The 25,821-nt window shown below is 66.8% G+C and carries 31 protein-coding genes; 5 read left to right on the forward strand and 26 right to left on the reverse strand.

Going from position 1 to position 25,821, the window contains the following annotated elements:
* Positions 1–15 precede the first annotated feature (15 nt).
* Positions 16–807 (reverse strand): deaminated glutathione amidase, encoded by a 792-nt coding sequence (locus BMZ21_RS06085; RefSeq protein ID WP_208862229.1) that lies wholly within the window; start codon positions 805–807, stop codon positions 16–18.
* Positions 807–1,769 (reverse strand): substrate-binding domain-containing protein, encoded by a 963-nt coding sequence (locus BMZ21_RS06090; protein WP_342029027.1) that lies wholly within the window; start codon positions 1,767–1,769, stop codon positions 807–809. Before BMZ21_RS06090 ends, BMZ21_RS06085 begins: the two co-directional genes overlap by 1 nt.
* 114 nt (positions 1,770–1,883) lie before the next feature.
* Between BMZ21_RS06090 and BMZ21_RS06095 the strand changes: the two genes are divergently transcribed.
* Positions 1,884–3,221, forward strand: coding sequence for an aminotransferase-like domain-containing protein (locus tag BMZ21_RS06095; protein ID WP_091830918.1), 1,338 nt, complete (start codon positions 1,884–1,886; stop codon positions 3,219–3,221).
* Here the strand turns inward: BMZ21_RS06095 and BMZ21_RS06100 are convergent.
* The 8 genes from BMZ21_RS06100 to BMZ21_RS06135 all read right to left on the reverse strand — a co-directional run bounded on the left by BMZ21_RS06100 (position 3,212) and on the right by BMZ21_RS06135 (position 11,484).
* Complete coding sequence (locus BMZ21_RS06100; RefSeq protein WP_091830920.1) at positions 3,212–3,928, reverse strand: GntR family transcriptional regulator; 717 nt, start codon at positions 3,926–3,928, stop codon at positions 3,212–3,214. The two genes, BMZ21_RS06095 and BMZ21_RS06100, sit on opposite strands and share 10 nt — an antisense overlap.
* A gap of 68 nt (positions 3,929–3,996) precedes the next feature.
* Positions 3,997–4,758: a precorrin-6A synthase (deacetylating) gene (gene cobF, locus BMZ21_RS06105; protein WP_091830923.1), complete on the reverse strand. Its 762-nt coding sequence runs from the start codon at positions 4,756–4,758 to the stop codon at positions 3,997–3,999.
* Between the two features lie 53 nt (positions 4,759–4,811).
* Positions 4,812–5,957 (reverse strand): amidohydrolase, encoded by a 1,146-nt coding sequence (locus BMZ21_RS06110; RefSeq protein WP_091830925.1) that lies wholly within the window; start codon positions 5,955–5,957, stop codon positions 4,812–4,814.
* Positions 5,958–6,058: 101 nt separating this feature from the next.
* Positions 6,059–7,078, reverse strand: a complete 1,020-nt coding sequence (locus tag BMZ21_RS06115; protein ID WP_091830927.1) for a DNA topoisomerase IB — start codon at positions 7,076–7,078, stop codon at positions 6,059–6,061.
* A gap of 214 nt (positions 7,079–7,292) precedes the next feature.
* Positions 7,293–8,123: an ABC transporter permease gene (locus BMZ21_RS06120; protein WP_091830929.1), complete on the reverse strand. Its 831-nt coding sequence runs from the start codon at positions 8,121–8,123 to the stop codon at positions 7,293–7,295.
* 4 nt (positions 8,124–8,127) lie between these two features.
* On the reverse strand, positions 8,128–9,027 hold the full coding sequence (locus BMZ21_RS06125; protein ID WP_091830931.1) for an ABC transporter permease: 900 nt from the start codon (positions 9,025–9,027) through the stop codon (positions 8,128–8,130).
* Complete coding sequence (locus BMZ21_RS06130; RefSeq protein WP_091830933.1) at positions 9,024–10,097, reverse strand: ABC transporter ATP-binding protein; 1,074 nt, start codon at positions 10,095–10,097, stop codon at positions 9,024–9,026. Before BMZ21_RS06130 ends, BMZ21_RS06125 begins: the two co-directional genes overlap by 4 nt.
* 196 nt (positions 10,098–10,293) lie before the next feature.
* Positions 10,294–11,484 (reverse strand): extracellular solute-binding protein, encoded by a 1,191-nt coding sequence (locus tag BMZ21_RS06135; protein ID WP_091830936.1) that lies wholly within the window; start codon positions 11,482–11,484, stop codon positions 10,294–10,296.
* A 163-nt stretch (positions 11,485–11,647) separates the two neighbouring features.
* Between BMZ21_RS06135 and BMZ21_RS06140 the strand changes: the two genes are divergently transcribed.
* Together BMZ21_RS06140 and uxuA are read left to right on the forward strand one after the other, a co-directional pair.
* Positions 11,648–12,343 carry a GntR family transcriptional regulator gene (locus BMZ21_RS06140; RefSeq protein ID WP_091830938.1) on the forward strand — a complete coding sequence of 232 codons (696 nt, stop codon included), beginning with the start codon at positions 11,648–11,650 and terminating at the stop codon, positions 12,341–12,343.
* Positions 12,344–12,383: 40 nt separating this feature from the next.
* Entirely contained in the window at positions 12,384–13,580 is a 1,197-nt protein-coding gene (uxuA, locus tag BMZ21_RS06145) for a mannonate dehydratase (protein ID WP_091830940.1), read from the forward strand.
* A gap of 22 nt (positions 13,581–13,602) precedes the next feature.
* Here uxuA and BMZ21_RS06150 read toward each other — a convergent pair whose 3' ends face one another.
* The gene (locus BMZ21_RS06150) at positions 13,603–14,868 is read right to left on the reverse strand and encodes an MFS transporter (RefSeq protein ID WP_091830942.1); all 1,266 of its coding nucleotides are present in this window, start codon (positions 14,866–14,868) and stop codon (positions 13,603–13,605) included.
* Positions 14,869–14,965: 97 nt separating this feature from the next.
* Between BMZ21_RS06150 and BMZ21_RS06155 the strand changes: the two genes are divergently transcribed.
* Positions 14,966–15,817 (forward strand): LysR family transcriptional regulator, encoded by an 852-nt coding sequence (locus BMZ21_RS06155; protein WP_091830945.1) that lies wholly within the window; start codon positions 14,966–14,968, stop codon positions 15,815–15,817.
* A 9-nt stretch (positions 15,818–15,826) separates the two neighbouring features.
* Here BMZ21_RS06155 and BMZ21_RS06160 read toward each other — a convergent pair whose 3' ends face one another.
* The 7 genes from BMZ21_RS06160 to BMZ21_RS06185 all read right to left on the reverse strand — a co-directional run bounded on the left by BMZ21_RS06160 (position 15,827) and on the right by BMZ21_RS06185 (position 18,765).
* Positions 15,827–16,219: a hypothetical protein gene (locus tag BMZ21_RS06160; protein ID WP_091830947.1), complete on the reverse strand. Its 393-nt coding sequence runs from the start codon at positions 16,217–16,219 to the stop codon at positions 15,827–15,829.
* 68 nt (positions 16,220–16,287) lie between these two features.
* Positions 16,288–16,446: a hypothetical protein gene (locus BMZ21_RS30270; RefSeq protein WP_167561553.1), complete on the reverse strand. Its 159-nt coding sequence runs from the start codon at positions 16,444–16,446 to the stop codon at positions 16,288–16,290.
* Entirely contained in the window at positions 16,418–16,966 is a 549-nt protein-coding gene (locus BMZ21_RS06165; protein WP_244543722.1) for a HupE/UreJ family protein, read from the reverse strand. The genes BMZ21_RS30270 and BMZ21_RS06165 overlap by 29 nt, the downstream gene beginning before the upstream one ends.
* A 64-nt stretch (positions 16,967–17,030) precedes the next feature.
* On the reverse strand, positions 17,031–17,231 hold the full coding sequence (locus tag BMZ21_RS06170; protein ID WP_091830949.1) for a hypothetical protein: 201 nt from the start codon (positions 17,229–17,231) through the stop codon (positions 17,031–17,033).
* Between the two features lie 3 nt (positions 17,232–17,234).
* Complete coding sequence (locus BMZ21_RS06175; RefSeq protein WP_091830951.1) at positions 17,235–17,660, reverse strand: DUF3995 domain-containing protein; 426 nt, start codon at positions 17,658–17,660, stop codon at positions 17,235–17,237.
* A 104-nt stretch (positions 17,661–17,764) separates the two neighbouring features.
* Positions 17,765–18,433, reverse strand: coding sequence for an urease accessory protein UreE (locus tag BMZ21_RS06180; protein WP_091830953.1), 669 nt, complete (start codon positions 18,431–18,433; stop codon positions 17,765–17,767).
* 23 nt (positions 18,434–18,456) lie between these two features.
* Positions 18,457–18,765 carry a putative quinol monooxygenase gene (locus BMZ21_RS06185; RefSeq protein WP_100959729.1) on the reverse strand — a complete coding sequence of 103 codons (309 nt, stop codon included), beginning with the start codon at positions 18,763–18,765 and terminating at the stop codon, positions 18,457–18,459.
* 149 nt (positions 18,766–18,914) lie between these two features.
* Here BMZ21_RS06185 and BMZ21_RS06190 point away from each other — a divergent pair, with 149 nt between their 5' ends.
* Positions 18,915–19,958: an amino acid ABC transporter substrate-binding protein gene (locus BMZ21_RS06190; RefSeq protein WP_091830957.1), complete on the forward strand. Its 1,044-nt coding sequence runs from the start codon at positions 18,915–18,917 to the stop codon at positions 19,956–19,958.
* A gap of 65 nt (positions 19,959–20,023) precedes the next feature.
* Here the strand turns inward: BMZ21_RS06190 and BMZ21_RS06195 are convergent, their stop codons facing one another.
* The 8 genes from BMZ21_RS06195 to BMZ21_RS06230 form a co-directional block, all read right to left on the reverse strand.
* Positions 20,024–21,043 carry an ABC transporter substrate-binding protein gene (locus tag BMZ21_RS06195; RefSeq protein ID WP_091832311.1) on the reverse strand — a complete coding sequence of 340 codons (1,020 nt, stop codon included), beginning with the start codon at positions 21,041–21,043 and terminating at the stop codon, positions 20,024–20,026.
* 109 nt (positions 21,044–21,152) lie between these two features.
* Positions 21,153–21,980, reverse strand: a complete 828-nt coding sequence (locus BMZ21_RS06200) for a DUF1003 domain-containing protein (protein ID WP_091830959.1) — start codon at positions 21,978–21,980, stop codon at positions 21,153–21,155.
* A gap of 249 nt (positions 21,981–22,229) precedes the next feature.
* Positions 22,230–22,559, reverse strand: coding sequence for a hypothetical protein (locus tag BMZ21_RS30275; protein WP_091830962.1), 330 nt, complete (start codon positions 22,557–22,559; stop codon positions 22,230–22,232).
* Between the two features lie 124 nt (positions 22,560–22,683).
* The gene (locus tag BMZ21_RS06210) at positions 22,684–23,577 is read right to left on the reverse strand and encodes a PfkB family carbohydrate kinase (RefSeq protein WP_091830964.1); all 894 of its coding nucleotides are present in this window, start codon (positions 23,575–23,577) and stop codon (positions 22,684–22,686) included.
* Positions 23,578–23,582: 5 nt separating this feature from the next.
* On the reverse strand, positions 23,583–24,629 hold the full coding sequence (locus BMZ21_RS06215) for an aldose epimerase family protein (RefSeq protein WP_091830966.1): 1,047 nt from the start codon (positions 24,627–24,629) through the stop codon (positions 23,583–23,585).
* Between the two features lie 24 nt (positions 24,630–24,653).
* Positions 24,654–25,064 carry a type II toxin-antitoxin system VapC family toxin gene (locus BMZ21_RS06220; RefSeq protein ID WP_091830968.1) on the reverse strand — a complete coding sequence of 137 codons (411 nt, stop codon included), beginning with the start codon at positions 25,062–25,064 and terminating at the stop codon, positions 24,654–24,656.
* Positions 25,064–25,309, reverse strand: a complete 246-nt coding sequence (locus BMZ21_RS06225) for a type II toxin-antitoxin system VapB family antitoxin (protein WP_091830970.1) — start codon at positions 25,307–25,309, stop codon at positions 25,064–25,066. The genes BMZ21_RS06220 and BMZ21_RS06225 overlap by 1 nt, the downstream gene beginning before the upstream one ends.
* Before the next feature lie 61 nt (positions 25,310–25,370).
* Positions 25,371–25,820 carry a VOC family protein gene (locus BMZ21_RS06230; protein ID WP_091830972.1) on the reverse strand — a complete coding sequence of 150 codons (450 nt, stop codon included), beginning with the start codon at positions 25,818–25,820 and terminating at the stop codon, positions 25,371–25,373.
* Position 25,821 lies beyond the last annotated feature (1 nt).

Genomic DNA, 25,821 nt, shown 5'->3' on the forward strand with positions numbered 1-25,821 from the left:
ATCGGCCAGTCACTCTCAGGCAGCGAGCTCCGGACCGGCGAAGCGACGATTGGCGAGGACCGGCAGCGCGGCGCGCGCCGCGGCGATGCGGGCCGGATCGATGTCAGCATAGATCAGCGCCGGGGCCTCGCCGGCGCGGGCGATGGCGACGCCGAGCGGGTCGACCACCATGCTGGCGCCGATATTGCGCGGGCCGCACTCGCCGGTGGCGACGACATAACAGGTGTTCTCCAGCGCGCGAGCGGTGACCAGCACGTCCCAATGCGCCTCCTTGCCGAGGCCGCGGACCCAGGCGGCCGGCAGCAGCAGCACATCGGCGCCGTCGAGCGCGAGGCGCCGGGCCAATTCTGGGAAGCGCACGTCATAGCAGGTCATCAGCCCGCATTTGAGGCCGGCGATCTCGATCAGCGGCGGCACTTCGCTGCCGGGCTCGACATTGGTCGATTCCAGCGCCGAGAAGGCGTCGTAGAGGTGGAGCTTGCGGTAGGCGGCGACGATCGCGCCATCACGGACCGCGACATGGACGTTGAAGACACGGCCCTTGCCGTTCGGCACGTGGATGCAGAACAGGGTGGTCAGCGCCGAGCCCTTGCTCGCCTCAAGCACGCCCTGCATGAACGGACCGTCGAGCGGCTGCGCCGTCTTCAGCACGATGTCGGGGTCGGTGATGTCGCGGGCCAGGATGCCCTCCGGCAACAGCAAAAGATCGGCGCCGGCGGCCTTGGCCTCGCCCATCAGGCGGACGGAGGTGGAAAGGTTTTCCTGCCATTCGCGGCTGACGGCGAATTGTCCGAGCGCGGCTTTCATCAGTGGACTCCTTCCAGCGCGGATGCGGCGGAGAACAGGGTCTCCGGCGTCAAATCGGTCTCGGCGAGCTCTTGAATCCGCAGCTGCTCGATGAATGCGGCGATCATCGTCCGGTTTGCGGCCAGCCCGCTCTCGTTCCAGCTCTCGGGCAGATCATGCCCGCTGCGCACCAGCTCGTCGATCAGCCAGGGCGTGGTGTCGGCATAGCGGCGGCGCTTCTCCAGCCAGATGCGCTGGCTCTCGTCGAGCAGATCGCTCAGCGCCTGCGCCAGCCAGGGCTCGCGGGCGGCGAGCTCTGGCTTGAGGCCGATGATGTGCATGCCCGGGACGTAGCCGACCTTGGCGAAGTAGTCGCGCTCGGCGGCGCGGACATCCGGCAGCAGCGCCCTAAAGCGCGAGCCTTTGGAGAAGAAGCCCTTCGGCATGAAGGGCATCAGCACGGCGTCGATCGCGCCCGCTGTGAGCAGATCGAGCAAGGGCGGCTGGCCGGGCAGCGCCTCGATCCGGCCAGGGCGGGCATAGCGCCCGACGCGGTCGATGATCGGATGGTCGGCGGCGAGGCGGCTGACGGCCCAGTAGGCGTCGTCGATGCCGAGCCCGGATTCAGCCATGGCGGCGCGCGTCCAAGTGTTGCCGGAATCCTGCCAGCCGGCGATGCCGATCCTCTTGCCGCGTAGCTCGTCGAAGCGGGTCAGCTTGCTGTCGGCAGCCGTGACGACGCAGCGATGGCGGAAGCCACGCATGATGAAGTTCGGGATGCCGACGACGCCGGTCTCGCCGCGGGCGCGGCCGGTGGTGTAGCGGCTGAACGAGATCTCGCTGGCGTCGAAACGCGGGTCACTGGCGAAATCGTCGGGGAGTGTAGCGAGGCGCTCGATCGTCAGCTCGAAACGGTCGGAAGCGAGGTCGCCGAGCAGCAGCGGCGTGATGAAGTCCCAGTCGCGCAGGGCCAGCCGGATCACAGGTTTCAAACGACAGCCTCACACTGGACAGAAAACCTTGGACGAGGGCCACGATAAATGTTCAATCTACCTGATCAATCGCTATTACGTTCCTGAACATTCATTTTTGAGTCGATGAACGACGAACCCGACGCCTCCTGGCTGGCCAGCCGTCTGACGCAGCGCACCGCGCGCGGCCTTGCGCTCGACCTCAGCCAGATCATCCGCTCAGGCCTGCTGCCGGTCGGCACGAAGCTGCCGACCGTGCGCGACCTCGCTTTTCGGCTCGGCGTCAGCCCCGGCACGGTCTCGGAGGCCTGGAGCGAATTGAAGCGGCAGAAGATCGTCTCGGGCCGTGGGCGCGGCGGTGCCTGGGTCAGCGGCGACAATGCGACGCCGCGGCCGACACGGATGGCCAGCGTCGCGAATTTCGGACCGGGCGCGCTCGATCTCTCGCTGGCAGTCCCGGACGCCAGGCTGATGCCGCCTCTGGCCGAAGCCTTGGCGCAGGCGGCGAGCGCGGAGAACCTCAACAGCTACGAACGCACGCCGATCCTGCCGGCGCTGCGCGACGCCGTCGCGCCGCATTGGCCCTATGCGCCCGCCGCCTTCCTCGCCACCAATGGCGGCTACAACGCCGTCTATTCGGTGCTGCATGCGACGGTGCTGCCCGGCTCCTGCATCGCGATCGAGGACCCGACCGCGATGCGGCTGCTCGACATCATCGAGGACCTCGGCGCCGAGATCCTGGCGGTCGGCCGCGATGCGGAAGGCCCCCTGCCCTCAGAACTCGCAGCCGCGCTGGAACGGCGGCCATCGGCCTTCATCTTCCAGCCGCGCACCCATTCGGTGACCGGCCAGAACGTGAGCCCGGCGCGGCTGGCCGAACTCGGCCGGGTGCTCGCCGGCAGCGACACGCTGGTGATCGAGGATGACGGCATCGGCGACGTCTCGATCCATCCGCCGATCAGCCTGGGCAGGACGATGCCGGAGCGGGTCGTGCATATCCGCTCCTTCTCGAAATCGCTCGGGCCGGACCTGCGGATCGCGGTGCTGTCGGCTCCGGCCATGGTGATCCGACAGATCCAGTCCTATCGCAGCTTCTCCTCGGGCTGGACCAGCCGGCTGCTCCAAGCGGCGACCGCCTGGTTGCTGACCGATGCAGAGACAGGCCAGAGGGTGGCGCAGGCCCGTGCCATCTACGCCGAGCGCCGGCAAGCTCTGGTCGCCTGCCTCGCAACGCGGGGCCTCGCCATGCCGGAGAGCGACGGCTTATGCATCTGGGTGCCGGTGGAGAACGAGCAGTTCGCGCTGGTGACACTGGCGGCGCATGGCATCGCGGTGCTGCCCGGCAGCAAATGCGCGGCGAGACCGACCGAGCATGTCCGGGTCGCGACCGCGATCCTGACGCAGGACTATGATCGCGTCGCCGAGGCGCTGATCAAGGCGGCGCAGCGGGGCGATCAGGGCTGACGCAACGCCCTGGTATGGGCCGGCAGCTCCTCGTCCGCGAACAGGTCCGGATGTTCGGCGGCGATGCGGGGCAGCGCGTTCAGGATCTCGCGCAGATGGATGCGCATCGCGGTGGCGGCCATGTCTGAGTCACCGGTCTCGATCGCATCGACAATGGCGTTGTGCTGGGTGATCAGCAGCGGGATCGGCGAGGTACCGGGCAGGGAGAGATAGCGCACCCGGTCGGTCTGGGCGCGGGCGCTCTCGACCACCTTGCCGGCATAGTCGCAGTCGACGATCTCGGCGATCGCCTGATGGAAAGCCTCGTCCAATACGGTGAAGCCGGAATAATCGCCGCGTCCGGCGGCAGCAGCCTGCTCGGCGATGAGGCGGCGCAGGCGAGCGACGCCGTCAGGGTTGATCAGCCGGCTCGCAGCCCGCGCCAGAGAGCATTCCACCGCCTCGCGCACGAAGCGGGCATTGGCGACCTCGCGCATCGAGATCTTCATGACGAAGGTGCCGCGGCTCGGCAGGATCTGCACCAGCCCGGCCTCGGACAGCTTGATGAAGGCCTCGCGCACAGGCTGGCGGCTGACGCCGAAGCGCCCGGCGATCTCCTTCTCCGACAGCGCCTCGCCGGGCCTGATCTCGCTGACGATGATGGCCTGGCGCAGCGCCGCGACGAGCTGCGGCGCGATCGGATCGCGAAGCCGGAGCGAGATGTCCATGGGCGCAACTCCTCGGCCAGCCCGTGCAGATTATACCGGTATGGTGGCCTAGCGGCAAATGTCGCCGGTCAGCTCTCGTGTCGCCTCAGCAGGTAAGTGTCCATGATCCAGCCATTCTGTGCGCGTGCCGCCTCGCGCCTGCGGACGATCTCGTCCGAGATTTCGGCGAGCGGGCCGGAAGCCAGAACCTCCTGCGGCGCGCCGAGATAGGCGCCCCACCAGATGTCGAGGCCGGCGGGATCGATCTTGGCGAAAGCCTGCTCGCCGTCGAGCATGACCACTGTGCTGCCGTTCTCGTCGTGAAAGCCGCCTTCGGCGAGCTTGCGGCCGGTGGTGATGGTGACGGGCTCGCCGATCCGGTTCAGCACCAGCCGATGCGCCGCCGCCAGTGCCTGGACGGAGGTGATACCGGGGATGACGTCGTAATCGAATACGAGCCCGCGGGCGCGCACGGCCTCGATGATGCGCAGGGTGCTGTCGTAGAGGGACGGATCCCCCCAGACCAGCAGCGCGCCGGTCTGATCCTCGCCGAGCTCGTCGCGGAACAGGCGCTCATAGCTTTCGGCGAGCGCTGCATGCCAGTCGTCGACGCTACCGCGATAGTCATCGCCCGCAGCGGCGCGCTTGGGCACCTTGAGCGGTACGGTGCGCCAGTTGCCATGCTCGATATAGCGCCGGCAGATCTCCTCGCGCAGCTCGCGCAACGCCGATTTCTCGGCGCCCTTGTCCGGCACGAAGACGACATCGACGCTGTTCAGCGCCCGCACCGCCTGGATCGTGATGTGCTCGGGATTGCCGGCGCCGATGCCGATGATCCTGATCCTGCGCATGGGCACCTCTTTTGTATTCGAGGCGCCGCATAGCACGCAGGAGCAGGCGACGGCTAACCCAGCAGATTGCGGATCGTGCGCATGAAGACGCGGGCGCCGGGCGCGATCAGGTCATCCGGGAAGTCGTAATCGGGATTGTGCAGCGGCGGGGTGTCCTCGCCGGAGCCGAGCAGGAACATCGCCGATTTCGAGGCAAGACCGAACAGGCCGAAATCCTCGGAGCCGCGCTGCGGCGGCGTCTCGCCGCGCGCGATGCCCTCCTCGTCGCAGGCGCGGCGCAGATGCGCCACCGCTTCGGGATGGTTTTCGCAATGATGGAAGACGTCGTGGTAGTCCATCGAAACGGACAGCCCGCCGGCAGAGGCCGCCTCGCGCACCAGAGCCTCAGCCTCGGCGCAGAGCGAGCCCATCAGGGAATCGCTTAGCGTGCGCAACGTCGCCCAAAGCTCGGCGCGGCCGGGCGTGATGCCGAACGCCGGCTCACCCATGCTGGCATGAGTGACGGTGACGAGGCGATAATTGCCCTCGAGCGCGCCGCCCGGGCCGAGCGCAGTCAGCTCCGGCATCAGACGGGCGAGCGCCTTGATCGGCGAGACCGCGTGTTCCGGCGTCGCAGCATGCGAGGTGTGGCCGGTCAGCACGATCTTGAGGCCGCGCGAGGCGCAGTTGGCCGGCCCTTCCGATATCCGGACGGACCCAAGCGGCAGGCCGGGCTTGTTGTGCAGCGAGAAGGAGAAGTCGGGCGCGATCTCCTTGAATTTCGGATCGGCGATCACGGCGGCGGCGCCCGCGCCGGTCTCCTCCGCCGGCTGGAACAGCAGGATGACGCGCCCGCGCCGCGGCCGCTGCCGGCCGAGCCCGCGCGACAGTGCCGCGACGGTCGCCATATGGCCGTCATGGCCGCAGAGATGGCCCTTGCCCGCCACCTGTGACGCATGTGGCGCGCCGGAGAGGTCCTCGATCGGCAAGGCATCGAGCTCGCAGCGGATCAGCACGGTTGGGCCGGGCTCGGCGCCGTCATAGATCGCGGCGACGCCGTGGCCTCCGAGCTCGGTGACGATGCGGTCCGGTGCACTCGGCGCGAGGAAAGCGACGATCGCTTTTGCCGTCTCGCGCTCCTCGCCCGAGATCTCCGGCGCACGGTGCAGGGCATGGCGCAGCTCGATCAGCTCGACCATGTCGGAATTGGTGAGAAACATGCCTGGCGCTTCCTCGGATCGTTTGCTCCGAGCATCACCAGCGCGCCGGCGCGTTCAACCCCCGCCGCCGCCCGGCACCGGCAGGCGGCCATGCATCCCACTCACGCCGCCAGCAATCCCAGCGCCCGCTCGATCCGCGAGCAGCCGCCGCGCCCGCGCGCTTTGCGATAGGCCCGGCTGAGGCGGCCGCTGGCATAGGCATCGACGACGATGGCGTGGACATAGCTCTTGCGCACCACGGCCGGCGTGTTCACCAGCCGCTCGGCGATGGCGCGCATGATGTCGGCGAGCTGGCGCTTGCGGCCGCGCTCGCTGGCGGCGATGTCGGTCGAGAGCAGCAGCTCGGCTGCCGCCGCATTGGCGGCGAGCATGCGCAGATCCTTGCTCGACACGGACAGGCCAGCCGCTTCCTTCAGATAGGCGTTGATGTCGGCGGCGTTGATCGCAGCGACCGCGCCGTCCTCGGCCCGGTACTGGAACAGGCGTTTGCCTGGCAATGTCTTCAGCCGCAGCAGAGCGCGCGCAAGCGGGGCGTCGTCGCGGCCGCAGACGATATCCTTGCCGCCCTTGCCGCGGAAGGCGAGAGCGACATGCCTACCAGTGATGTCGACATGGCGCTTCAGCAAGGTCGAGGCGCCATGGCTGCCATTGGTGCGGGCATAGACCTCGTTGCCGACACGGATATGGCAGCGATCGATGATCGCAGCGGCACAGGCGAGCGCCTTGCGGCGCGACAGGTCCCTGTCCTTGAGATCGGCGGCGATGCGCTCGCGCAGCTTCGGAAGGGCAGCGATCACGTGTCCGAGGCGCTTGAGCTTGCGGCGCTCGCGCACCCTCTCCCAGTCGGGATGGTAGCGATGCTGGATACGACCGGCATCGTCGCGCCCCGCTGCCTGGAGATGGGCGCGCGGATCGGCGGCGATGCGGACGTCCTGATAGGCCGGAGGAATCGCCAGCGAACGGATGCGGGCGAGCGTCTCCTCGTCGGTGATCCTGCCGCCGTCGGCGTCGCGATAGCCGAAATTGCGGCCGACCCTGACGCGACGGATGGTCAGATCGTCGACGGTCGCGCGGCGCAGTCGGCCGGACGACCTGGCCTTGTCCTCGGGCTTGGCGACCATGACCGTTCTCCGCAACGCGACGAGCAGCGGAGGAATGCGGGAGACGGCGGGAGGTTCCCGCTATAGCTCGATTGAAAAACTCCGGTCGTCCCGGGCGAAGCAGAGCGCAGACCCGGGACCCATTCCGGAACGGTTCAGGAATGGGTCCCGGATCGGCGCCGCTGAAGCGGCTTGTCCGGGACGACCCGCTTTGGAAGCGCAAAAGGCAATGCTCTCAGCGCTTCGCCCGCGCCACGATCTGGGTCGGGTTGACGAAGCGCAGCGCGATGATGAGCCAGACCAGCGTCGTCACCATGTAGATCACCGCCATGGCGTCGATCGACTGCACGGCGCGCACGCCGGCGGCGAAGACCGCGTAGTAGAGCGCGACCACCAGCGTCTGGCTGGTCGGACCTGCGGTGAGGAAGGTCAGCTCGAACATCGCGATGGTGCGGACCAGCACGAGCAGCAGCGCGGCGAGGATGCCGGGCATCAGCAGCGGCAGCAGGACATGGATGAAGAGCTTGAAGGTGTTGGCGCCGAAGACGCGGGCCGCCGCCTCGATCTTGGTGTCGATCTGCTCGATGAAGGGGATCATCACCAGGATGACGAAGGGCACGGTCGGCACGAGGTTGGCGAGCACGACGCCCGACATCGAGCCCGCAAGGCCGGTGCGGTAGAGCACCGTCGCGAGCGGGATGCCGAAGGTGATCGGCGGCACCAGCAGCGGCAGCAGGAAGAGCAGCATCACCAGCTTCTTGCCGGGAAAATCGCGCCGCGCCAGCGCATAGGCGGCGGGCACGCCGATCAGCCCCGAGAGGAAGACGACGAGGAAGACGATCTGGAAGGTGACCGTCAGCACGTCGCCGAGCTGGAACTCGCTCCAGGCGGCGCCGTACCAGCGCGTCGTCCAGCCATCGGGCAGCCAGGAGCGCAGCCAGCGCGTCGAGAACGAACTCGTCACCACCGCGGCGATCATGCCGAACAGGTTGACGATGAAGAAGCCGATCAGCGTCCAGTTGGCCGCGGCCCAGAGCTTGGTCGAGAGGCGGGTGTCCTTGACCATCGGATCAGCCCTTCCCGCCACCGGCCGGGCCGCGATAGAGCATGCCGCGCAGGCCCAGCACCGCCACGACGATGGCGAGCTGGACCATGCCCATGATCATCGCGACCGCCGAGGCCATCGAGTAGTCGTATTCCTCGAAGGCGGCCTGGTAGGCGGCGATCGAGATCACACGCGTCGGCCCTGCCGGCGCACCGAGCAGCACCGCCGAGGGGAAGACCGAAAAGGCCTGGACGAAGCTGAGGCAGAAAGTGATGGCGAGACCGGGCAGCAGCAGCGGGAAGAGGATGTGCTTGAAGCGCTGCCAGGGCCCGGCGCCGAGGGTCGCTCCGGCCTGCTCCAGCGCCGGATCGACGCCGGTGAGGTAGGACAGCGTCAAAAGGAAGGTGAAGGGGAAGCCGGTGATGACCAGCGAGAGCATCACGCCCCAGTAATTGTGCAACAGCTTCACCGGCGAGGAGATGATGCCGAATGTCATCAGCGTCCGGTTGAACCAGCCTTGCGGGCCGAGATAGTTCAGCAGGCCTTCTGCGACGAGCACGGTGCCGAGCGTGATCGGGATCACCAGGATGGTGGTGAGCAGGCGCTGGTTCTTCATCAACCTGACGCGGAAGGCGATCGGGATCGCCAGCAGCAGCGTGACGATCGTCACCGGCATGGCAAGCCAGAGCGTGGTCGCGATCGTGTCGTAGAGGAACGAATCCGAGAAGAAGCGCTGGTAGTTCGCCAGCGCGCCGCCGGCCTTGGGATTGAAGGACAGGAAGAGCCCGTAGAAGAACGGGTAGATGAACAGCGCCAGCAGGAAGAACACCGCCGGCAGGACGAGCAGGGTCAGCCCGTCGAGACCGCGCGCGGCGAGGCGCTGCTTGAGCGGGATCTCGGCTGCGTTTGCGGACAGGGTGCTCATGCGCCCTCTCCGAAGACGAGGACGCGATCCGGAGCCGCCGCGAGGCTGATCTCGGTGCCGGGCGCGATGCGGCTATCGGCGAGGAAGGTCAGCGGCGTGTCATCGGCCATGCGGGCGAAGCCGACGAATTCGCGGCCGTGGAACTCGGTCGAAACCACCTTGGCCTTGAGGCCCGGCGCGCCGTCCGCCACTGGATGGAGGTCCTCCGGCCGGATCGAGATATGCGCGCCCTGCCCGGCCGCGACCGGCGATCTCACGCGGCCGACGACACCGACTTCACCGACCGTGACCGTCGCCGTCTCCGCGGTGGCGGAGGCGACGCGGCCGGCGACCTTGTTGCGGAAGCCCATGAACTCGGCGACGTCGAGATGGTCCGGCCGCGAGAACAGGTCCTCCGGGCCGCCGACCTGGCGGATCTCGCCATCGCGCATCACCACGATGCGGTCGGCGAGCGAGAGCGCCTCCTCCTGGTCGTGCGTGACGTAGATCGTGGTGGCGCCGAGCGTGTTGTGGATGCGCCTGATCTCGGCGCGCATCTCAAGGCGCAGCTTGGCGTCGAGATTGGAGAGCGGCTCGTCCATCAGCACGAGGGGCGGCTGCACCGCGATGGCGCGGGCGATGGCGACGCGCTGCTGCTGGCCGCCGGAGAGCTGGCCGGGCAGCTTCTCCTCCTGGCCTTGCAGGCGGACCAGCGCGACCGCCTCAGCGACGCGGCGGTCGCTTTCCGCCTTGGCCATGCCGCGCATCTTCAGGCCGAAACCGATGTTCTTCTTCACGCTCATATGCGGGAAGAGCGCATAGCTCTGGAAGACCATGCCGAAGCCGCGCTCTTCAGGGCGCAGTGGATCGATGCGCTTATCGTCGAGCCAGATGCCGCCGCCGGTTGCCGGTAGCAAACCCGCGATCAGGTTCAGCGTCGTCGACTTGCCGCAGCCGGAGGGGCCGAGCAGTGCGATGAACTCGCCCTGCTTGATCGTCAGCGACACGTCCTTGACGGCGTTATGGGTACCAAAATCGCGGCAAAGCCGGTCGAGCCTGAGTTCGCGGAAGTTCGCGGCATGTATCGACATGAAGGACCATCGGGTTCGAACGGATGGGCGGCCGGCTGCGGCCGATAACCGATTTCATGGGAAAGCTGGTCATCCCGGACGCAGCGAAGCGGAGATCCGGGATCCAGGCCTGAGCCTATCCGAAGACGGTTCAGGCATGGGTCCCGGGTCGAGCGATGCTCGCCCGGGACGACAAGGGCGAGTTATTCTCGCACGCTTACTTGCGCTTGGCGCCGCCGACCTGCTCGTCCCAGATGCGGAAGGCGACGACCATCTTCTCGGGCTCGAGCGGGGTCTCCATCGGGTTCTCGGCGATCAACTTGTCGTATTCCGGCCGGCCGAACTCGGCGATAGCCTTCTGGCTTGAGGCCGGCGCCATCGAGAGCGGCACGTCCTTCACCGCCGGACCCGGATAGAAATAGCCTTCGTCATAGGTGTAGGCCTGCTGCTGTGGCGTCAGCATGTGACGGATCAGGTCGAGCAGCACGGCGAGCTTCTCGTCGGAGACGCCCTTGGGGATCATCATGTACTGGGCGTCGGTGACCCAGTGGAAACCCTTCAGCGCCTGGATCTTCGCCTCCTTCGGCACGACGCCGAGGACGCGCGGGTTGATGTCCCAGCCGGTGGTCGAGACGATGATGTCGCGCGAGCCGTCGCCGAGTTCCTTCATCGTCGCGCCCGTGCCGCCGGGGTAGTATTCGATGTTCTCGCCCAGGGCCTTCAGATAGGCCCAGGTCTTGTCCCAGCCCTTGGCCGGATCCTTGGGATCGCTGTCCCCGAGGATATAAGGCAGGCCCATGATCCAGGTACGGCCGGGGCCGGAATTGGCCGGGCGCGCATAGAGGAAGCGGTTCTTGTTCTGCTTCGTCCAGTCGAGCAGTTCCTGTGCCGTGGTCGGCGGGGTCTTGACCTTGTCGGGCATGTATTCGAGCAGCGGGCCGGACGGGTAATAGACCATCGCCATGGCCTGGCCGCGCCCGAGATTGTGCATGGCGAGCGCCGGCTTCAGGTAGATGTCATCCGGCTTCGGCAGCTCGGCCGCGAAGCGCGGCAGCAACTCGACCCAGAGCTTCTGGTCGATGCCGGCCGAGAGCACGTCGAGGCCACCGATGACGAAATCGATGTCGAGGCGGCCGGCATCCTGCTGCGCCTTCAGCTTGGCTGGCAGCTCGGGAGCCGGGGCCTTGGTGAAGACCATCCGCGAGACGGCCTTGGGATTGGCCTTGGGGTAGTTCTCCAGCGGCGTCTGGACCAGAGCGAGCGCCCCGCCGACGTCGATGACGCTGATCGTCAGCGGCGACGCCGGCAGCTTGAGCGTTTGAGCGAAGGCTCCGGGCGCGGCCGCGATACCGGCCATACCAGCGACGCCGCCGAGGAATGTACGGCGATGGATCGTATCCTGGACCATGATCTCCCCTCCCGGCGGCTTTGCCGCCTGCTGTTTCCCCAGCCCGTGAAAAGCGGGCTCTTGCGGCACTTTCAGCACCGGCTTCTACTGAAATCGTGGCTTTCGGAGTTGACGCCTCCGTTCGAGCCGGTATCCTAGTATACTAGTGAACAAGAGCTTGGCAATGGGCATCGCCGCGGCGAGACAGAGCACCGACCAGATCTACCGGGCGTTGCGCGGCGATGTGCTGAACGCGGTCCTGCGCCCGGGCGAGGCGATCTCGGAAGCGCGCATGGCGCTGCAGTTCGGTGTCAGCCGCACGCCGGTGCGCGAGTCTTTCAAGCGGCTGGTCGAGGACGGCTTCCTCGTCGTCGTCCCGCAAGTCGGCACCTTCGTCGCGCCGATCGACCTTGCCGCGGTCTACGACAGCCAGTTCGTGCGCGAGACGCTGGAATGCCGCACGGTGGCTCTGGCGGCAAAAAACATCGACGGGGCCGGGCGGGCCGCCCTCGCCGCTCTCATCGCGCAGCAGGAGCAGGCGCTCGCCGATGGCGACCGGGTCGGCTTCTTCCGCGGCGACGAGGAGTTCCATGCCGAACTGGCGCGGCTTTCCGGCCACTCTTCGGTCTGGGGACTGATCGAAAGCGTCAAGGCGCAGCTCGACCGGGTCCGCTGCCTGTCGCTCGATACCGGCGGCTGGTCGGAGATGATCCTGGGCGAGCACCGAGAGATCGCAGAGGCCGTCAGCGCCGGCGACGAGGCCCGGGCCGAGCGCACCATGCGGGCGCATCTGCGCACCGTCTTCGACGCGATCGAGACGATCGCGCGCGACCATGTCGACGCCTTTGCGGCAAGCGGCGGCCTCAGCAAACCCACCTGAAAAAAGCCGCGACAGACGGCGCTCCAAAAGGACAGCAACGATGGAACAGACCTGGCGCTGGTTCGGCCCGGACGATGTGGTGACGCTCGCCCAGGCCCGTCAGGCGGGCGCGCGCGGTATCGTCAACGCGCTGCACCAGATCCCCTATGGCGTGGTCTGGAGCGTCGAGGAGATCGAGAAGCGGAAAGCGATCATCGAGGCCGACGAGAGCCTCGGCCTGCGCTGGTCGGTGGTCGAGAGCCTGCCGATCCACGAAGACGTCAAGATCGGCGAAGGCGACCTCGAGACGATCTTCGCCAATTACCGCCAGTCGCTGCGCAATCTCGCCGCCTGCGGCATCGAGGTGGTCTGCTACAACTTCATGCCGGTGCTGGACTGGACCCGCACCGACCTCGCCCAGCCCCTCCCAGGCGGCGGCACGGCGCTGCGCTTCAACCTGCACGAATATGTCGTCGTCGACCATTTCATGCTGCAGCGGCCAGGCTCAGACGAAGGCCATCCGGCCGAGGTGATGGACAGGGCCAGGGCCTGGTTCGAGCGCTCCTCGGAGGCCGACCGAACCAGGCTGATGGCCAACATCATGGCGGGTCTGCCCGGCGCCTATGACCGCTACGATGTGCCGGGGCTGAAGCGCATCCTCGCGCGCTACGCCGATATGAGCCATGACGGCCTGCGCGCCAATCTCAAGCGCTTCCTCGAGGCGGTGATCCCGACCGCCGAAGAGGTCGGAATCCGCATGTGCATCCATCCGGACGATCCGCCGCGGCCGCTCTTCGGCCTGCCGCGCATCTGCTCGACCGAGGACGACATCGCCTTCATCCTCGGGGCGGTCGACAGCCCCTCGAATGGGCTGACCCTCTGCTCCGGCTCGCTCGGCGCCAATCCGAAGAACGATGTGCCGGCCATCGCCCGCCGCTTCGCCGACCGGATCTGGTTCGCGCACCTGCGCAACGTCGCCAAGGACCCGGACGGCTCCTTCATGGAGGCCGAACATCTCGGCGGCGACACCGACATGGTCGCCCTGGTCGACGGGCTGATGGCCGAGCAGACCCGGCGCAAGGCCGCAGGCTGGCGACACTGGCGCATCCCGATGCGGCCCGATCACGGCCATGAACTGCTCGACGACGCCAAGAAGGGTTCGTTCCCGGGCTATCCGGCGGTCGGCCGGCTGCGCGGCCTGGCGGAGCTGCGCGGGGTGATGACGGCGCTGTCGAGCGTCAAGGGTTATGCGAGTTGAAGAGGCGACAGCACGGGCCGGCTCAGGCTGGCCCGTCCACGCGCGCCTCCAGCGCCCGATCCCGGCTCCTCAGCAGCGGCAGCGCCGTGACGACGACCGGGACGATCAGGAGCGCCCAGGCGCAGGCATAGCCGAACCGGTCGGCGGCTAGGCCGAAGAGCCAGGGCCCAAGCGCCATGACGATCAGGCACAGCGTCGAAGCGAAGCTCACCGTCGAGGCGATCGAGCTACGCGGGGCCATCTCGGCGATATCGAGCAGATAGAGCGGGAACCAGCCGATTCCGAAGATGCCGAAGAGCACGAGCACGGCTGCCGCCAGAGGCGCGGGCACGCCGGCCGGCAGCGCGGCGAGCGCCGCGGCGGCAGCGGCCCCGAGCAGCGCAGTCACGGCGAAGGACTGGGAGCGCCGCCCGGGCCGCAGCCTGTCACTGAGCCAGGGCAGCAGCACGCGGCCGGGAATGCCGGCCAATTGCGCCAACGCGAACAGGCTCGCCGCACCGAGCATGCCGAGCGCGAGCGCGTCGGCCATGTAGCCGATCGCATGGGCGGTGAAGGTGAACTGGAAGGCCGACATCGCGATGCCGAGGCGCAACACCGGCCAGAACCGTGGATTTTCGCCGACGGTCCGGATCAGCTGGCGCAAGGCCAATGGTGTCTCGCGCTTTGCCTGCGCCGCGCCGCCTTCCTTGTAGAAGAGCAGGAACAGCAGCGCCCCGAGCAGCGACACAGCCGCGCTCGACCAGGCGGCCGCAGCCAGGCCGACGCGCACGGCGAGCAGCGGCAGCAGCGCGGCTGCGATCATCGTGCCCAGGGGCACCGCCGCCTGCCGGAAGCCGGTCGCGAGACCGCGATGCTGCGGTGGAAACCAGCGCATGATCGCCCTTGTCCCACCCGGCTGCACCGCCGCGTAGGTGCCGCCCAGAACGCTCATGCAGAGCAGGAGCCCGATCAATTCGCTGGCCAGGGCCGCCGCGACCATCGCGAGGGCCATGCCGACCATGGCGATGCCGACCACGACCCGCTCGCCATGGCGATCGATCGCGCGGCCGAGTGAAACCATCGTCAGGATCTGGGTGCCGTTCATGGCGGTGACGGCGAGTGCGGCAGAAGCCAGCGATATACCGAACGCATCCCGCCAGAACGGAACTAGGATATAGACGCCCTGCGAAACGAAGGACCCCGCCGTCTGCGTCGCGACCGCGACGGTCAGCACGGTCCAGATGTAGGGATCGGTCCCGGCGCGGCTCGCAGCCTCCTCGGGAACAGGGCTCGGAATGGTCGTCGACATGGGCAGCAGGGCTTTCCTGGAACGCTGCCATCACAGAACACTGTCGACGAGGCGATCGAAACTGTCGCCATTGGCGTTTCAATGATATCATCTTGTTATGGAAACGCGTCCGACACTCGACCCGGAAGCCGTCGAGACGTTCGTCCTCGTAGCGGAGCATCGCTCCTTCACGCGCGCCGCCGGGCTGCTGAACACCACCCAGGCAGCCGCCTCGCTACGCCTGCGCCGGCTTGAGGAGCGGCTGGGCCAGCGCCTGCTCGAACGGACGCCGAGGCGCGTCAGCCTCACCTCCGCCGGAGAACGCTTTCTCGTCCCGGCGCGGGAATTCCTGGCAGCACATCGCCGTGCGACCGACGCGCTGTCATCCGACAACGTTCGTCTTTCCGTCGGCATCACGCATCATCTCGTCGGTCCGGACCTAGCCCGCCTGCTTCAGGCCGCGAGCAAGCGTGATGGCGGCGTGACCCTGAACCTCCGGATCGGTGCGACGCGCACCCTGCTCCAGCGCTACGATGCTGGCGAGATCGATGCGGTCGTCGCGCTGCGCTATGACGAAAGCCGCCGCGATGGCGAAGTGCTGACACTGGCGCAGTTCGGCTGGTTCTGCGCGCCGGATCTCCCGATCTCCCGGGGCCAGCCGCTGCCTCTGGCGGCCCAGCCGGAACCCTGCAAACTGCGCCTGATGGCGGTGGAGACGCTGGAGGCGGCCGGCATTGCGTGGCGCGAGGCCTTCACCGGCGAGGGCGCCGCGGCGGTCGGTGCCGCCGCGATGGCAGGCCTCGGCGTCGCCCTGCTCGCCCGTCAGGCGGCGCCTGCGGGCCTGAGCGAGGTCGGAACGCAGCTCGATCTTCCCACCGTACCGACCCGGCCGCTCATTCTGCATTCGAGCGTCGGCCAGAAACGGGCGGCGGCGACGCTCAGCGCGATCGCGGCGGCGTTTCGCTCGTGAGCTCATCAGCTATCTCAGCACATAGCCCGCCTCGGTCAGCGGCGTATATTCGTAGCGGCAGTTCCATTCGTAGAGGCCGCACTCGCCGATGCTCAACCGGTTCATGAGCAAAGCCTCCCGCAGCGCCGCACCGCCGGGACGACTGACGCGGATGACGTGAAACCAGAGGCGGTGATAGTTGACCTCGACCAGCTCACGGATGAAGCGGTTATGGGAGCTGCGCCCAAGATCGCGCCCATAGGTTCGGATGCGCTGGTATAGCGTCACCGGTGCCTTGCCGATGTATTTCGGGTAGAAGGTCTCGCGCTGGATGTAGCCGATCTCGTAGACGCCGGGGACTTGCAGGTAGGTTTCGTACTCCTTGTAGTCCGAGAGCTTCATCGCGTCCGACCAGCGCGCCATCATCCCCTCCCAGTCGCTGCAAGCTTAAATCCTAGGTTGCAGCACGCCGATCGGCAATCGCAGTCCGGTCAAACCAGGAGGCGCTGATCCGCCAGATGCACCAGCCGCCCGCCGCCAATGGTCGCGACGACGCCCGGCTGCAGCTCCGGCGCGACGAGGATGAGGTCGGCGCGCTTGCCGGAAGCGATGACGCCCGTCTCAACCGGCGAGGAGAGCCACACCCGCAAGCACGAGCCCGCCACCGGCGATCCGCGCAATGAGCGGCGCACGGGTGGCGATCACGCCGGCCAACATGATGCCGATGAAATGGAGCACCGCCGTCGCGAGGATGAAGCCCAGCGCATAGGCGAGACCGCTGGCATTCTCCGGCAGCTCGGCGCCATGGGCGAAACCGTGGAAGATGGCGAGGATGCCGCAGGCGAGCGTGCCGGCTGCGAGCGGCGGCGACGCCTTCAGCGCGACCGCGGCGCCGAGGATGACCACCGAGAAGGCGATGCCGATCTCGACGCCCGGGAGTGCGCCGCCTGCCATGCCCCAGGCGCCCGCCAGCGCCATCGTGGTGACGAAGGCGGCTGGGTAGGCGATGCGCGCCTTGCCGCCGACCAGCCCGGCCCAGAGGCCGACGGCGACCATGGCCAGCACATGGTCGAGCCCGGTCAGCGGGTGCATCAGGCCATGCATCAAACCATCGACCGGCCCGGCGCCGGTATGGGCGAAGGCCGGGGTCGAGGCGAGAGCCAGTAGCATGGCAACAGATCCGATCGCTCGCAGTATCATCATCAATGCCATCCTCAGCTCACGGCCGGCGCCTTCAGCCGGCGGTCTCGATGAAGTCGACAACCGGGCCGAGGCGTTCCCCTGCCGCACATTGCGGAAGGCACAGGAACGCTTGCTGTGCATGATCGTCGACTTTCCGTCCATCATAGCAAGATCCGCGCCGATATAGCGCCGTCTTGCCGGAGCCGGGCGGCTGCCGATGCCCGCAGCCGCGGATCAAGAGGGAGAAGCTCATCGCTCAGGAGCCTTGCAAAAGCAGTATCGCATAGCCTGCGGCGATCAGCAGGCAGAGCGGTGAATAGTAGCGGCGGTCATTGCTGGCGAAGGGCTCGCGCGGATGCAGCCGCCGCCAGGCCGGCAGGAAGCCAGCGATACCACGTAGCAGGAAGACGGCCGTGATGGCGAAGCCAAAGAGGAATATGAGCAGACGCGGGGTGCCTGCGCTTGGTCCCTGCGCCAGCAGCAGCGGCCAGATCGCCGTTACGGCAATGGCCAGCGCGACCGCCAGGCACAGGCCCGGGGACGGCATGCGCCGCGCGCTCGCATTGCCGATGACGGTCGCGACCAATTCATCCTCGCTCGCCGCAGGCCAGAGACCGCCCCGCCCCCAGTAGGCATGCAGGCCGGCTATCGCGGCCAAGAGCAGTGTCAGCGCGGTGGCCATGGCCAAGATCACGAGCGGACCAGCCGCAGGGCGAGTTCCAACCCGAAGGCACGGCCGTCGAGACCTTGGAGCGCCATGATGCCTGTCCGCCCGCGCTGCAGGACTCAGTGGTCGTGCTTGTGACCTTTGTGGCCGTGCTCGTGGCCGTGATGGCCATGGTCATGCTTGTGGCCGTGGTCGTCATGATGGTGGTCATCATGGCCGCAGCCGCAGGACGCGCCATGCTCGTGCGCATGATGCTGCTCGTGGCCATGGTCGTGGTCGTGGCCAGCATGGGCATGGCCATGGTCATGGCCGTGCTGATGATGGCCATGACCATGGCCGCAGGCGTCGCCATGCTCGTGATGATGGACTTCGGGCTCGGGCTGGAACGGCCGCTCGATTTCGCTCATCGCGCAGCCCTGGCCGCGAACCAGCTCGGCCAGCGCCGCATCGCGCTCCACATAGATGGCGTCGGCGGTGACTTCGGCCGAAACATGATGCCCGCCGAGATGCCAGGCGAGACGCGTCAATCGTAGCGGATTCTCGGCGGTGATCGCGATCAGCTTTTCCGCCGCCGCCTTGATCAAGACCAGCGAGCCATCCTCCAGCTTGACGGCATCGCCGTCATTCAGCGCGGTCGGCTTGTCGAGATCGAGCAGAATCTCCCGCCCGCCATCGCCCTTGTGCGCGGCATGGCGAGCATTGCGGCCATGATGGTCGAGGGTGAGGGTCTCGACGACCCGGTCCTGCTTGACCGCGGCCTTGCGGACGACGGAGATGGCGCGCTGCATGGAGAAACCCGTGGCGTGATGGATCAGAGGCGATCGACCGATCGCGGTTCCACCACTTCGATCACCGGAGCAGCGCTGACGCAAGTCCCTGCGATGGCGAGGAAGGCCTGGAGATGGGCCTGCTGCATATGCCGGTCGACATCGGCGCGCTTTTCCCAGCTTTCGACACTGATGAAATGGCCGGGGTCGGCGAGGTTTTCACAAATGTCGTAGCCAAGGCAGCCCTGCTCGCGGCGTGTGGCCGCAATGCAGTCGTGCGCCGCCGCGATGAAGCGTTCGCGCTCGGCGGGAAGAACCCTGGCGCGGGCGATGACGAGGACGGGATCGGACATGCAGGACGGGTCTCCACTGTACGCAAGCGCCAGATACGGCGGAGATCGGCGCCCGGATGCAGGCTCCCGCTCAATTAGCCGCATAAATAACTCTGGCTCGCGCGATGGCAGCGCGGTTAGATCGCTGCGCCTATAATCAGGGGAATCTCATGCTCAGAATTTCAGCACGCCGCGCCCGTAATTTCGGCAGCGCCTTGGCGTGCCTTTGCCTCGCGGCTGCACTTCCGCTGGCTGCCCAGGCCCAGACGACGCTGGAGCGGATCAAGCAACGCGGCCATCTGATCTGCGGCACCAGTCAGGGCGTCGCGGGCTTCTCGCTGCCCGACGCGCAGGGGCAGTGGCGCGGCTTCGACACCGATCTTTGCCGGGCGCTGGCCGCAGCGATCTTCAACGATCAGGAGAAGGCGAAATACATCTCGCTCGCCTCGAAGGACCGGCTGACCGTGCTGCAGAGCGGCGAGATCGACGTGCTGTCGCGCACCACCACCTGGACGCTCGGCCGCGACGCCGGCTTCGGCCTCAACTTCACCGCGATCAACTATTTCGACGGCCAGGGCTTCCTGGTGCGCAAAAGCACCGGCGTGAAGGACCTCAAGGCGCTGAACGGCGCCTCGATCTGCGTCGCGCAGGGCACCACGACCGAGCTCAACCTCGCCGACTATTTCCGCAATCACGGCATGAAGTACGAGGTCATCGCCTATGCCGGCCTCGATGAGACGATCCAGGCCTATGAGGCCGGGCGCTGTGACGCCTACACCACCGACCTGTCGCAGCTGGCGGCGAACCGGATGAAACTCAAGGCCCCGGCCGAGCACGATCTCCTGCCCGAGATGATCTCGAAGGAGCCGCTCGGCCCATGGGTCCGCCAAGGCGACGACGCCTGGTTCGATATCGTGCGCTGGACCGTCTACGCCCTGCTGAACGCCGAGGAGTTCGGGATTACCCAGGCCAATGTCGACGAAATGGTGAAATCGCCCAATCCCGAGATCAAGCGCCTGCTCGGCAGCGAAGGCAAGTTCGGCGAGAGCCTTGGCCTCACCAACGACTGGGTGGTGCGCATCGTCAAGGCAGTGGGCAATTACGGCGAGAGCTTCGACCGGCACCTCGGCGCCAAGTCGCCGCTCAACCTGCCGCGCGGGATGAACAGGCTATGGACGCAGGGCGGCCTGCAATACGCGCCGCCGGTGCGGTGACGACCTCTATCGCTTGAGGCGTTTGGTAGCACTGGCTCCGGCCAGTGCTACCAAACGCAGCCGCCTCAGCGCGGCAGCGCCTTCACCTCGTCGTCGAACTTCTTCAGCAGGCGCGAGCGTTCGGCCGGGCTGCCCCAGCGCGGGGTGTCGTAGTCGATCAGCTTGATCTCCTCGAATTTCGGCGCATCGGGCGAGAGCTTGGCGTTCTTGTTCGACGGGATCGAGTTGATCTTGAGCTTCGCGTTGATGTCCTGCGCCTCCGGCGAGAGCGTGAAATCGACGAATTTGCGCGCGGCCTCCGGGTTCTTGCCGCCCTTGATCACCGAGACCGAGCCCGTCTCGTAGCCGGTGCCCTCGCACGGCGCGACGATGCCGATCGGGGCGCCCTGCAGCTTCTGCGTCAGCATGTCGTGCATGAAGGCGATGCCGACCGCCGTCTCGCCGAGCGCCGTCGCCTTGACCGGGGCGATGCCCGACTTGGTGTACTGGCTGATGTTCTTGTGCAGGCTTTTCAGGAACTCGAAGCCCTTCTCCTCGCCGAGGCGCTGGACGGTCGTCGCCAGGAAGACATAGGCCGTGCCGGAGGAGCTGGGATCGGCGACCTGCACCTCGTCCTTGAACTTCGGATCCAGCAGGTCGGCCCAGCATTTCGGCTCGGCCAGCTTCTTGCCCTTCAGGGTCTCGAGATTGTAGCCGATCCCGAGCGCACCGAGGTAAATTCCTGAGGTGCGGAACTTCGACTGCTCGGCATGGCGCCTGGCCCAGTCGTGCAGCTCGGCCAGTTTCGGCGACTTGTACTCGTCGAGCAGACCCTCATCTGCGGCCTGCAGATGCGGTTCCCCCGGCCCACCCCACCAGACGTCGCCGCGCGGATTGGTCGCCTCGGCCTTGACCTGGGCATAGACCTCCCCGGTCGACTTGCGGACCATCTGGACCTTGATGCCGGTCGCCTTCTCGAAGATCGAGGCGCCCTCGCGGCACTGCTCCTCGAGGATCGAGCAGTAGACGGTAACCTGCCCCTGGGCGGCGGCAGGCGTTGCAAGGGCAGCAAAAGCGGTGCCGGCGAGCACAACGGCGCGAGACAGACGGAACAAGGCAACCTCCCTGGGCGGCGAATTTTGTTAGCCGACACCAGAAAGAGCGCGCATCGACCTGTCAACCGCCCTCTGCTGCCTGATCAGGTTCGAGCAGGCGTCAGGCTGTGGAGTCTGGCTCCGGCAACTCCGCAGGAACTGCCGCCACCACCTTCTTCTTCGTCGCCGGCTTCTTGCGCCGCTTCGGCTTGCGTCTCGGCACTTGCGCCTCCTGCAGCAGTTCGAGCTGGACCTGCTGGATCTCGGCAAGGCGTTGCCATTGCCGCGTGATCAGATGGTCGATCTTCTCATGCAGGTGCCTAACCTCGAGCTCGGCCTTGAGGTTGACCTGGTAGTCATTGAAGGAGCGCAACCGGTCCTTCGCCTCCTGCCGCTTCTGGCTCATCATGATGATCGGCGCCTGGATGGCGGCGATGCAGGAGAGCACGAGATTAAGCAGGATGAACGGGTAAGGGTCGAAAGCGCCCGTACCGGCCACGACATTGACCACCATCCAGACCGCCAGCACGACGCCGAAGCTGATCAGGAAGGCCCATGAGCCGCCGAAGCTGGCGAGCCCGTCCGAAAGGCGCTCGCCGAGGGTGCGATGCTCCTCGAAATCGTCCTCGATATTCTCGGCGATCGTATCCTGCCGGGCAATGCTCTCGGCAACCTCGCGGTCGAGATCGGTGTATTCGCCGTGCTCCTCGCGCAGGATCTCCTCGACATAGCGGGTGCGATAGCGCGCCAGCTCCTTGAGGCTGATCAGGCTGTTGTCGTCGAGATCAGGAAAGTCGCGCCGGATATGCTCGACCAGCGAGGGGCGCAGCGTCCCGAGCGCGACCAGGTTCTTGCGGCTGAGCTCGACGCCGCTGATGGCGCAGACGCCACGCTTGAGCTTGCCGGTCTCGTGCGTGGGAAGAGTCGGGAACACAACGTCGTCTTGCATCGCGGCCTGGCCTGGGGATTGTTCGACTCTGGCGGCGGCCGGCACCTGCGGAAAATGAGGACCAGCAGCACCGCATCGTTACGCTGTAACAGGATCGCGTCGCAAATGCGTCGTTCTGGGCTTACCGCGAATTCGCGTCAGGGGCGAGCTTTGCCGCCGCGCGCGCGGCCATGAGGTCGCGGACTGGCGCGGCGGCTTCGGGACAATTGGGGGTAGCGCCGCGCTCGACGTGCTCACGCGGCCGCGGCCTCAGGCCTTGACCTTCTCGCCTTCGTCTTCGGCGACTTCGTCTTCATCGTCCTCGGCGACTTCGGCGTCCTCGTCGTCGTTCTCGTCCTCATCCTCGCCTTCGTCGTCGAGGGTGGCGTATTCGTAGGCGAAGACGATCTCGCCCGTCGCCGGGTCGAAGCTGCTCGCGGTCGACTCGTCGAAGGCCTCGATCAGCATCTCGGCATCCTCGGGGCCGTCGACATCGAAGCGGCGGACGGCTTCCTCGCCCTCGCCCTTCAGCGCGAGCTCGATCGCCCAGCCGCGGGAGCCGGTATCATAGACGCATTTCAGTCCCTGGATCGCCAGCATGACGCTCTCCTCAGATTGACCAGGTGCGCGGGAGCGCACCGCCAATCTGATGCCCGAACAGCGTGACGAGGGCGCGACGCGGCACTGACGCATCGACGACACCGGCGATTGAATTGCGGCGCCTTCAGGGATGCGCCGCCAGGAAGCGCTCGACTTCCTCGCGCGTCGGCGTGCCGGCCCGGCCGCCGAAGCGGGTGCACTTGATCGCCGCCACCGCCGAGGCGAAGCGCACCGCCCGACGCTCCCCCTGCCCCTCGGCCAGAGCCAGCGCGAAGGCGCCATGCCAGACGTCGCCGGCGCCAAGCGTGTCGACTGCCTCGATCGGGAAGGCCGGCAAGTGCTCGATCCCGCCATTTTCCATGAAGAGCACGCCGCGCGGGCCCAGCGTCACCGCGAGCCAGTTCTTCGCATCGCGCGCCAAGGCTTCCAGCGCCGCCCTCGGCTCCTGCCCGCCCGAGATTTCGCTGAGCGCCTTCTCGCTGAAGGCGACATGGCTGGCGGTCGTGACCATCTCCGGATGCGTCGGTTGGCGGTCACCGTCGATCACGCCCGGCACGCCGGCCTTGCGGGCGAGCTGCAGCGCGGCGAGCGAGCCCTCGCCCCAGCGCGTGTCGACCAGCACACCGTCACAGCCGGCCGGCAGCACCTCCGGCAGCCAGTCGGGCGAGAGCGGCGTCTTCGGGTCGGTATAGGATACGACCATGCGCTCGCCCTGGGCGTCGATCAGGATCGAGGAGACCGGTGAGCGCAGGCCGGGAAAGCGCGGCGAGAGCGAGGTGTCGACGCCGTCCTGCTGCAATTGCCCAACGATGGTGTCGCCGACCGCATCGTCGCCCAGACGGGTCGCGAGCCAGGCCTTGCCGCCGAGCCGGCCGATCGCGGCCGAGCCGCTGCCGGCACAGCCGCCGCCGGTGACGACGAGATCGCGGGCCCGGTCCTTCTCACCGGGATTGGGCACGCGCTCGACGCTGTAGACATAGTCGAGCGTCGCGATACCGAGACAGAAGACACCGGCCATACGACTTACGCTCCGAACCTGAATTCGCTGATCTGGCGATAGACCTCGCCGGGGCGCAGCACGGTCGAGGGGAAATGCGGCAGATTGGGCGAGTCCGGCACATGCTGCGGCTCAAGCGCTATGCCGGCGCAGGCGCCATAGCGGACGCCGTCGAGGCCGGCGACCGGCGTATCGAGCTTGAAGCCGTCATAGACCTGCAGCGCCGGCTCGGTCGTCCAGACCTCCATGGCGAGGCCCGAGCGGCGCGAGCGCAAGGTCGCAGCATGGGCAAGTTCGAGGCCCGTCGCCGCGGCGGGCTCGCGGCGGTCGCGCCGAAGCAGATAGTTATGGTCGTACCAGAAGCGCGAACCATCCGGATTGGCGAAGCGGATCGGCCGGGCCTTGCGGAAATCGAAGGCTGTCCCGGCCACCGAGGCGACCGAGCCGTCGGGGATCAGGTCGGCATCGACCGGCGTGATCAGATTGGCGCGGACCTCGAACTCGTGATCGAGGATGTCCGGGGCGTCGTCGAGACGAAAGTAAGAGTGATGCGCCAGATTGACGATCGTCGGCGCGTCAGTCGTGGCTGATAGCTCGATCCGCAGGGTCGCCGCGCCTATGAGGCTGTAGCGGCAGAAGACGTCGAGCGTGCCGGGATAGCCGGCATCCCCATCGGCTGAGACCAGCGCCAAGGTCGCGCTCGTCTCGTCATGATGCACCAGCGTCCAGGGCCGCTTGCCGAAGCCCTCGCCGCCGCCATGCAGCGAGTTGCGGCCGTTTTCGTTCAGTGGCGTCTGGTACTCGACGCCATCGAGCACGAAACGGCCGCCGCCAATGCGGTTGGCGAACCGGCCAGCGATCGCGCCCATATGCGGCGAGTGCCTGGGATAGTCGGCGAAATCGGCAAAGCCGAGCACGACGCGCTGGCGCCCGCCATTCGGCAGCGGCACGACGAGATCGCGCAGCACCGCCCCCCATTCCATCACCCGTGCCTCGGCGCCGGCGGGAGAGCGCAGCACGGCCTCGTGGATCGGCATGCCGTCGTCGAGATGGCCAAACAACGTCTTGGTCAAGGCAGAGCACTCCGAAGCAGGATGTCAGGCTCCGAAGCGGATGCCGTCGATGTCTGTGTGGACGAAATCATTGCCCTTATAGGCGAGTGGCACGCCCGATGCGCGCGCCGCCGCATAGGCGAAACAATCGCCCATGTTAAGACGAGCGGGATGGCCGGCGAGATAGTGGTAATGGGCCGCACAGAGGTGGGCAGCCGCGCCGACCGCTGCATCGATCGCGACAACCCGAATTGCCGTCTCTTCAATGAAGTCGCGAACGATCTCATAGGCCTTGTCGATCGAGACCCGCTTGACCGCCGCAATCCTGGTCGAAGCCTCGAATATCGCCAACGGAGAGGTCACGTTTTCGGAGGCCTGCGCCAGGGCCGACCTGAAGGCGATTGCCTCGCGCTCTTCTAGAAGATTGACGACGATAACCGAAGCGTCGAGGAACATCAGGCGTCGCCGTATTCGCGATCCCAGAATTCTTTGTGCGTCAGGCCGTCGTCGATCGTCGGATATTGCGCTAGCCTTTCCTGCGCTCGGCGCGTGGCCGCCTCGATCCTCTCGCGCCGTTCCGCACGCTGCTTCAGCTCGTTGTCCACCGCCAAGCCGATCGCCGCCTGAAGCGAAATCCCGTCCTGACGGGCCAACTCTCTTACCTGCCGGTCGATCTTCTCGTCGCGCACCAGAATGCCCATGCGAGCCTCCCTGATATCACCAGATGATATCAGGGAGCATATCAGCTCGCAATCAGCGCCCTCACCACACCCCGGTGTTCGGCATGCTCGCCCAAGGCTCGGCCGGAGCTTTCGGCTCGCCCTTCTGCAGGATCTCGATGGAGATGTTGTCGGGCGAGCGGACGAAGGCCATGTTGCCGTCGCGCGGCGGCCGGTTGATGGTGATGCCGGCCTTCATCAGCTTGTCGCAGGTCGCATAGATATCGTCGACCTCATAGGCGAGATGGCCGAAATTGCGCCCGCCGGTGTAGACCTCCGGATCCCAGTTATAGGTCAGCTCCAGCGTCGGGCGGCCGCGGCTGCCCTGCTCCTTGACGGTGGCCGCATCGTCGGGTGCGGCGAGGAAGACCAAAGTGAAGCGGCCCTTCTCGTTCTCGATCCGGCGGGTTTCGATGAGGCCGAACTTGGTCACGTAGAAATCGAGGGCGGCATCGAGGTCGGTGACGCGGACCATGGTGTGGAGATAGCGCATC

It is taken from the genome of Allobosea lupini (genome assembly GCF_900109525.1).
GTDB classification, from domain to species: domain Bacteria; phylum Pseudomonadota; class Alphaproteobacteria; order Rhizobiales; family Beijerinckiaceae; genus Allobosea; species Allobosea lupini.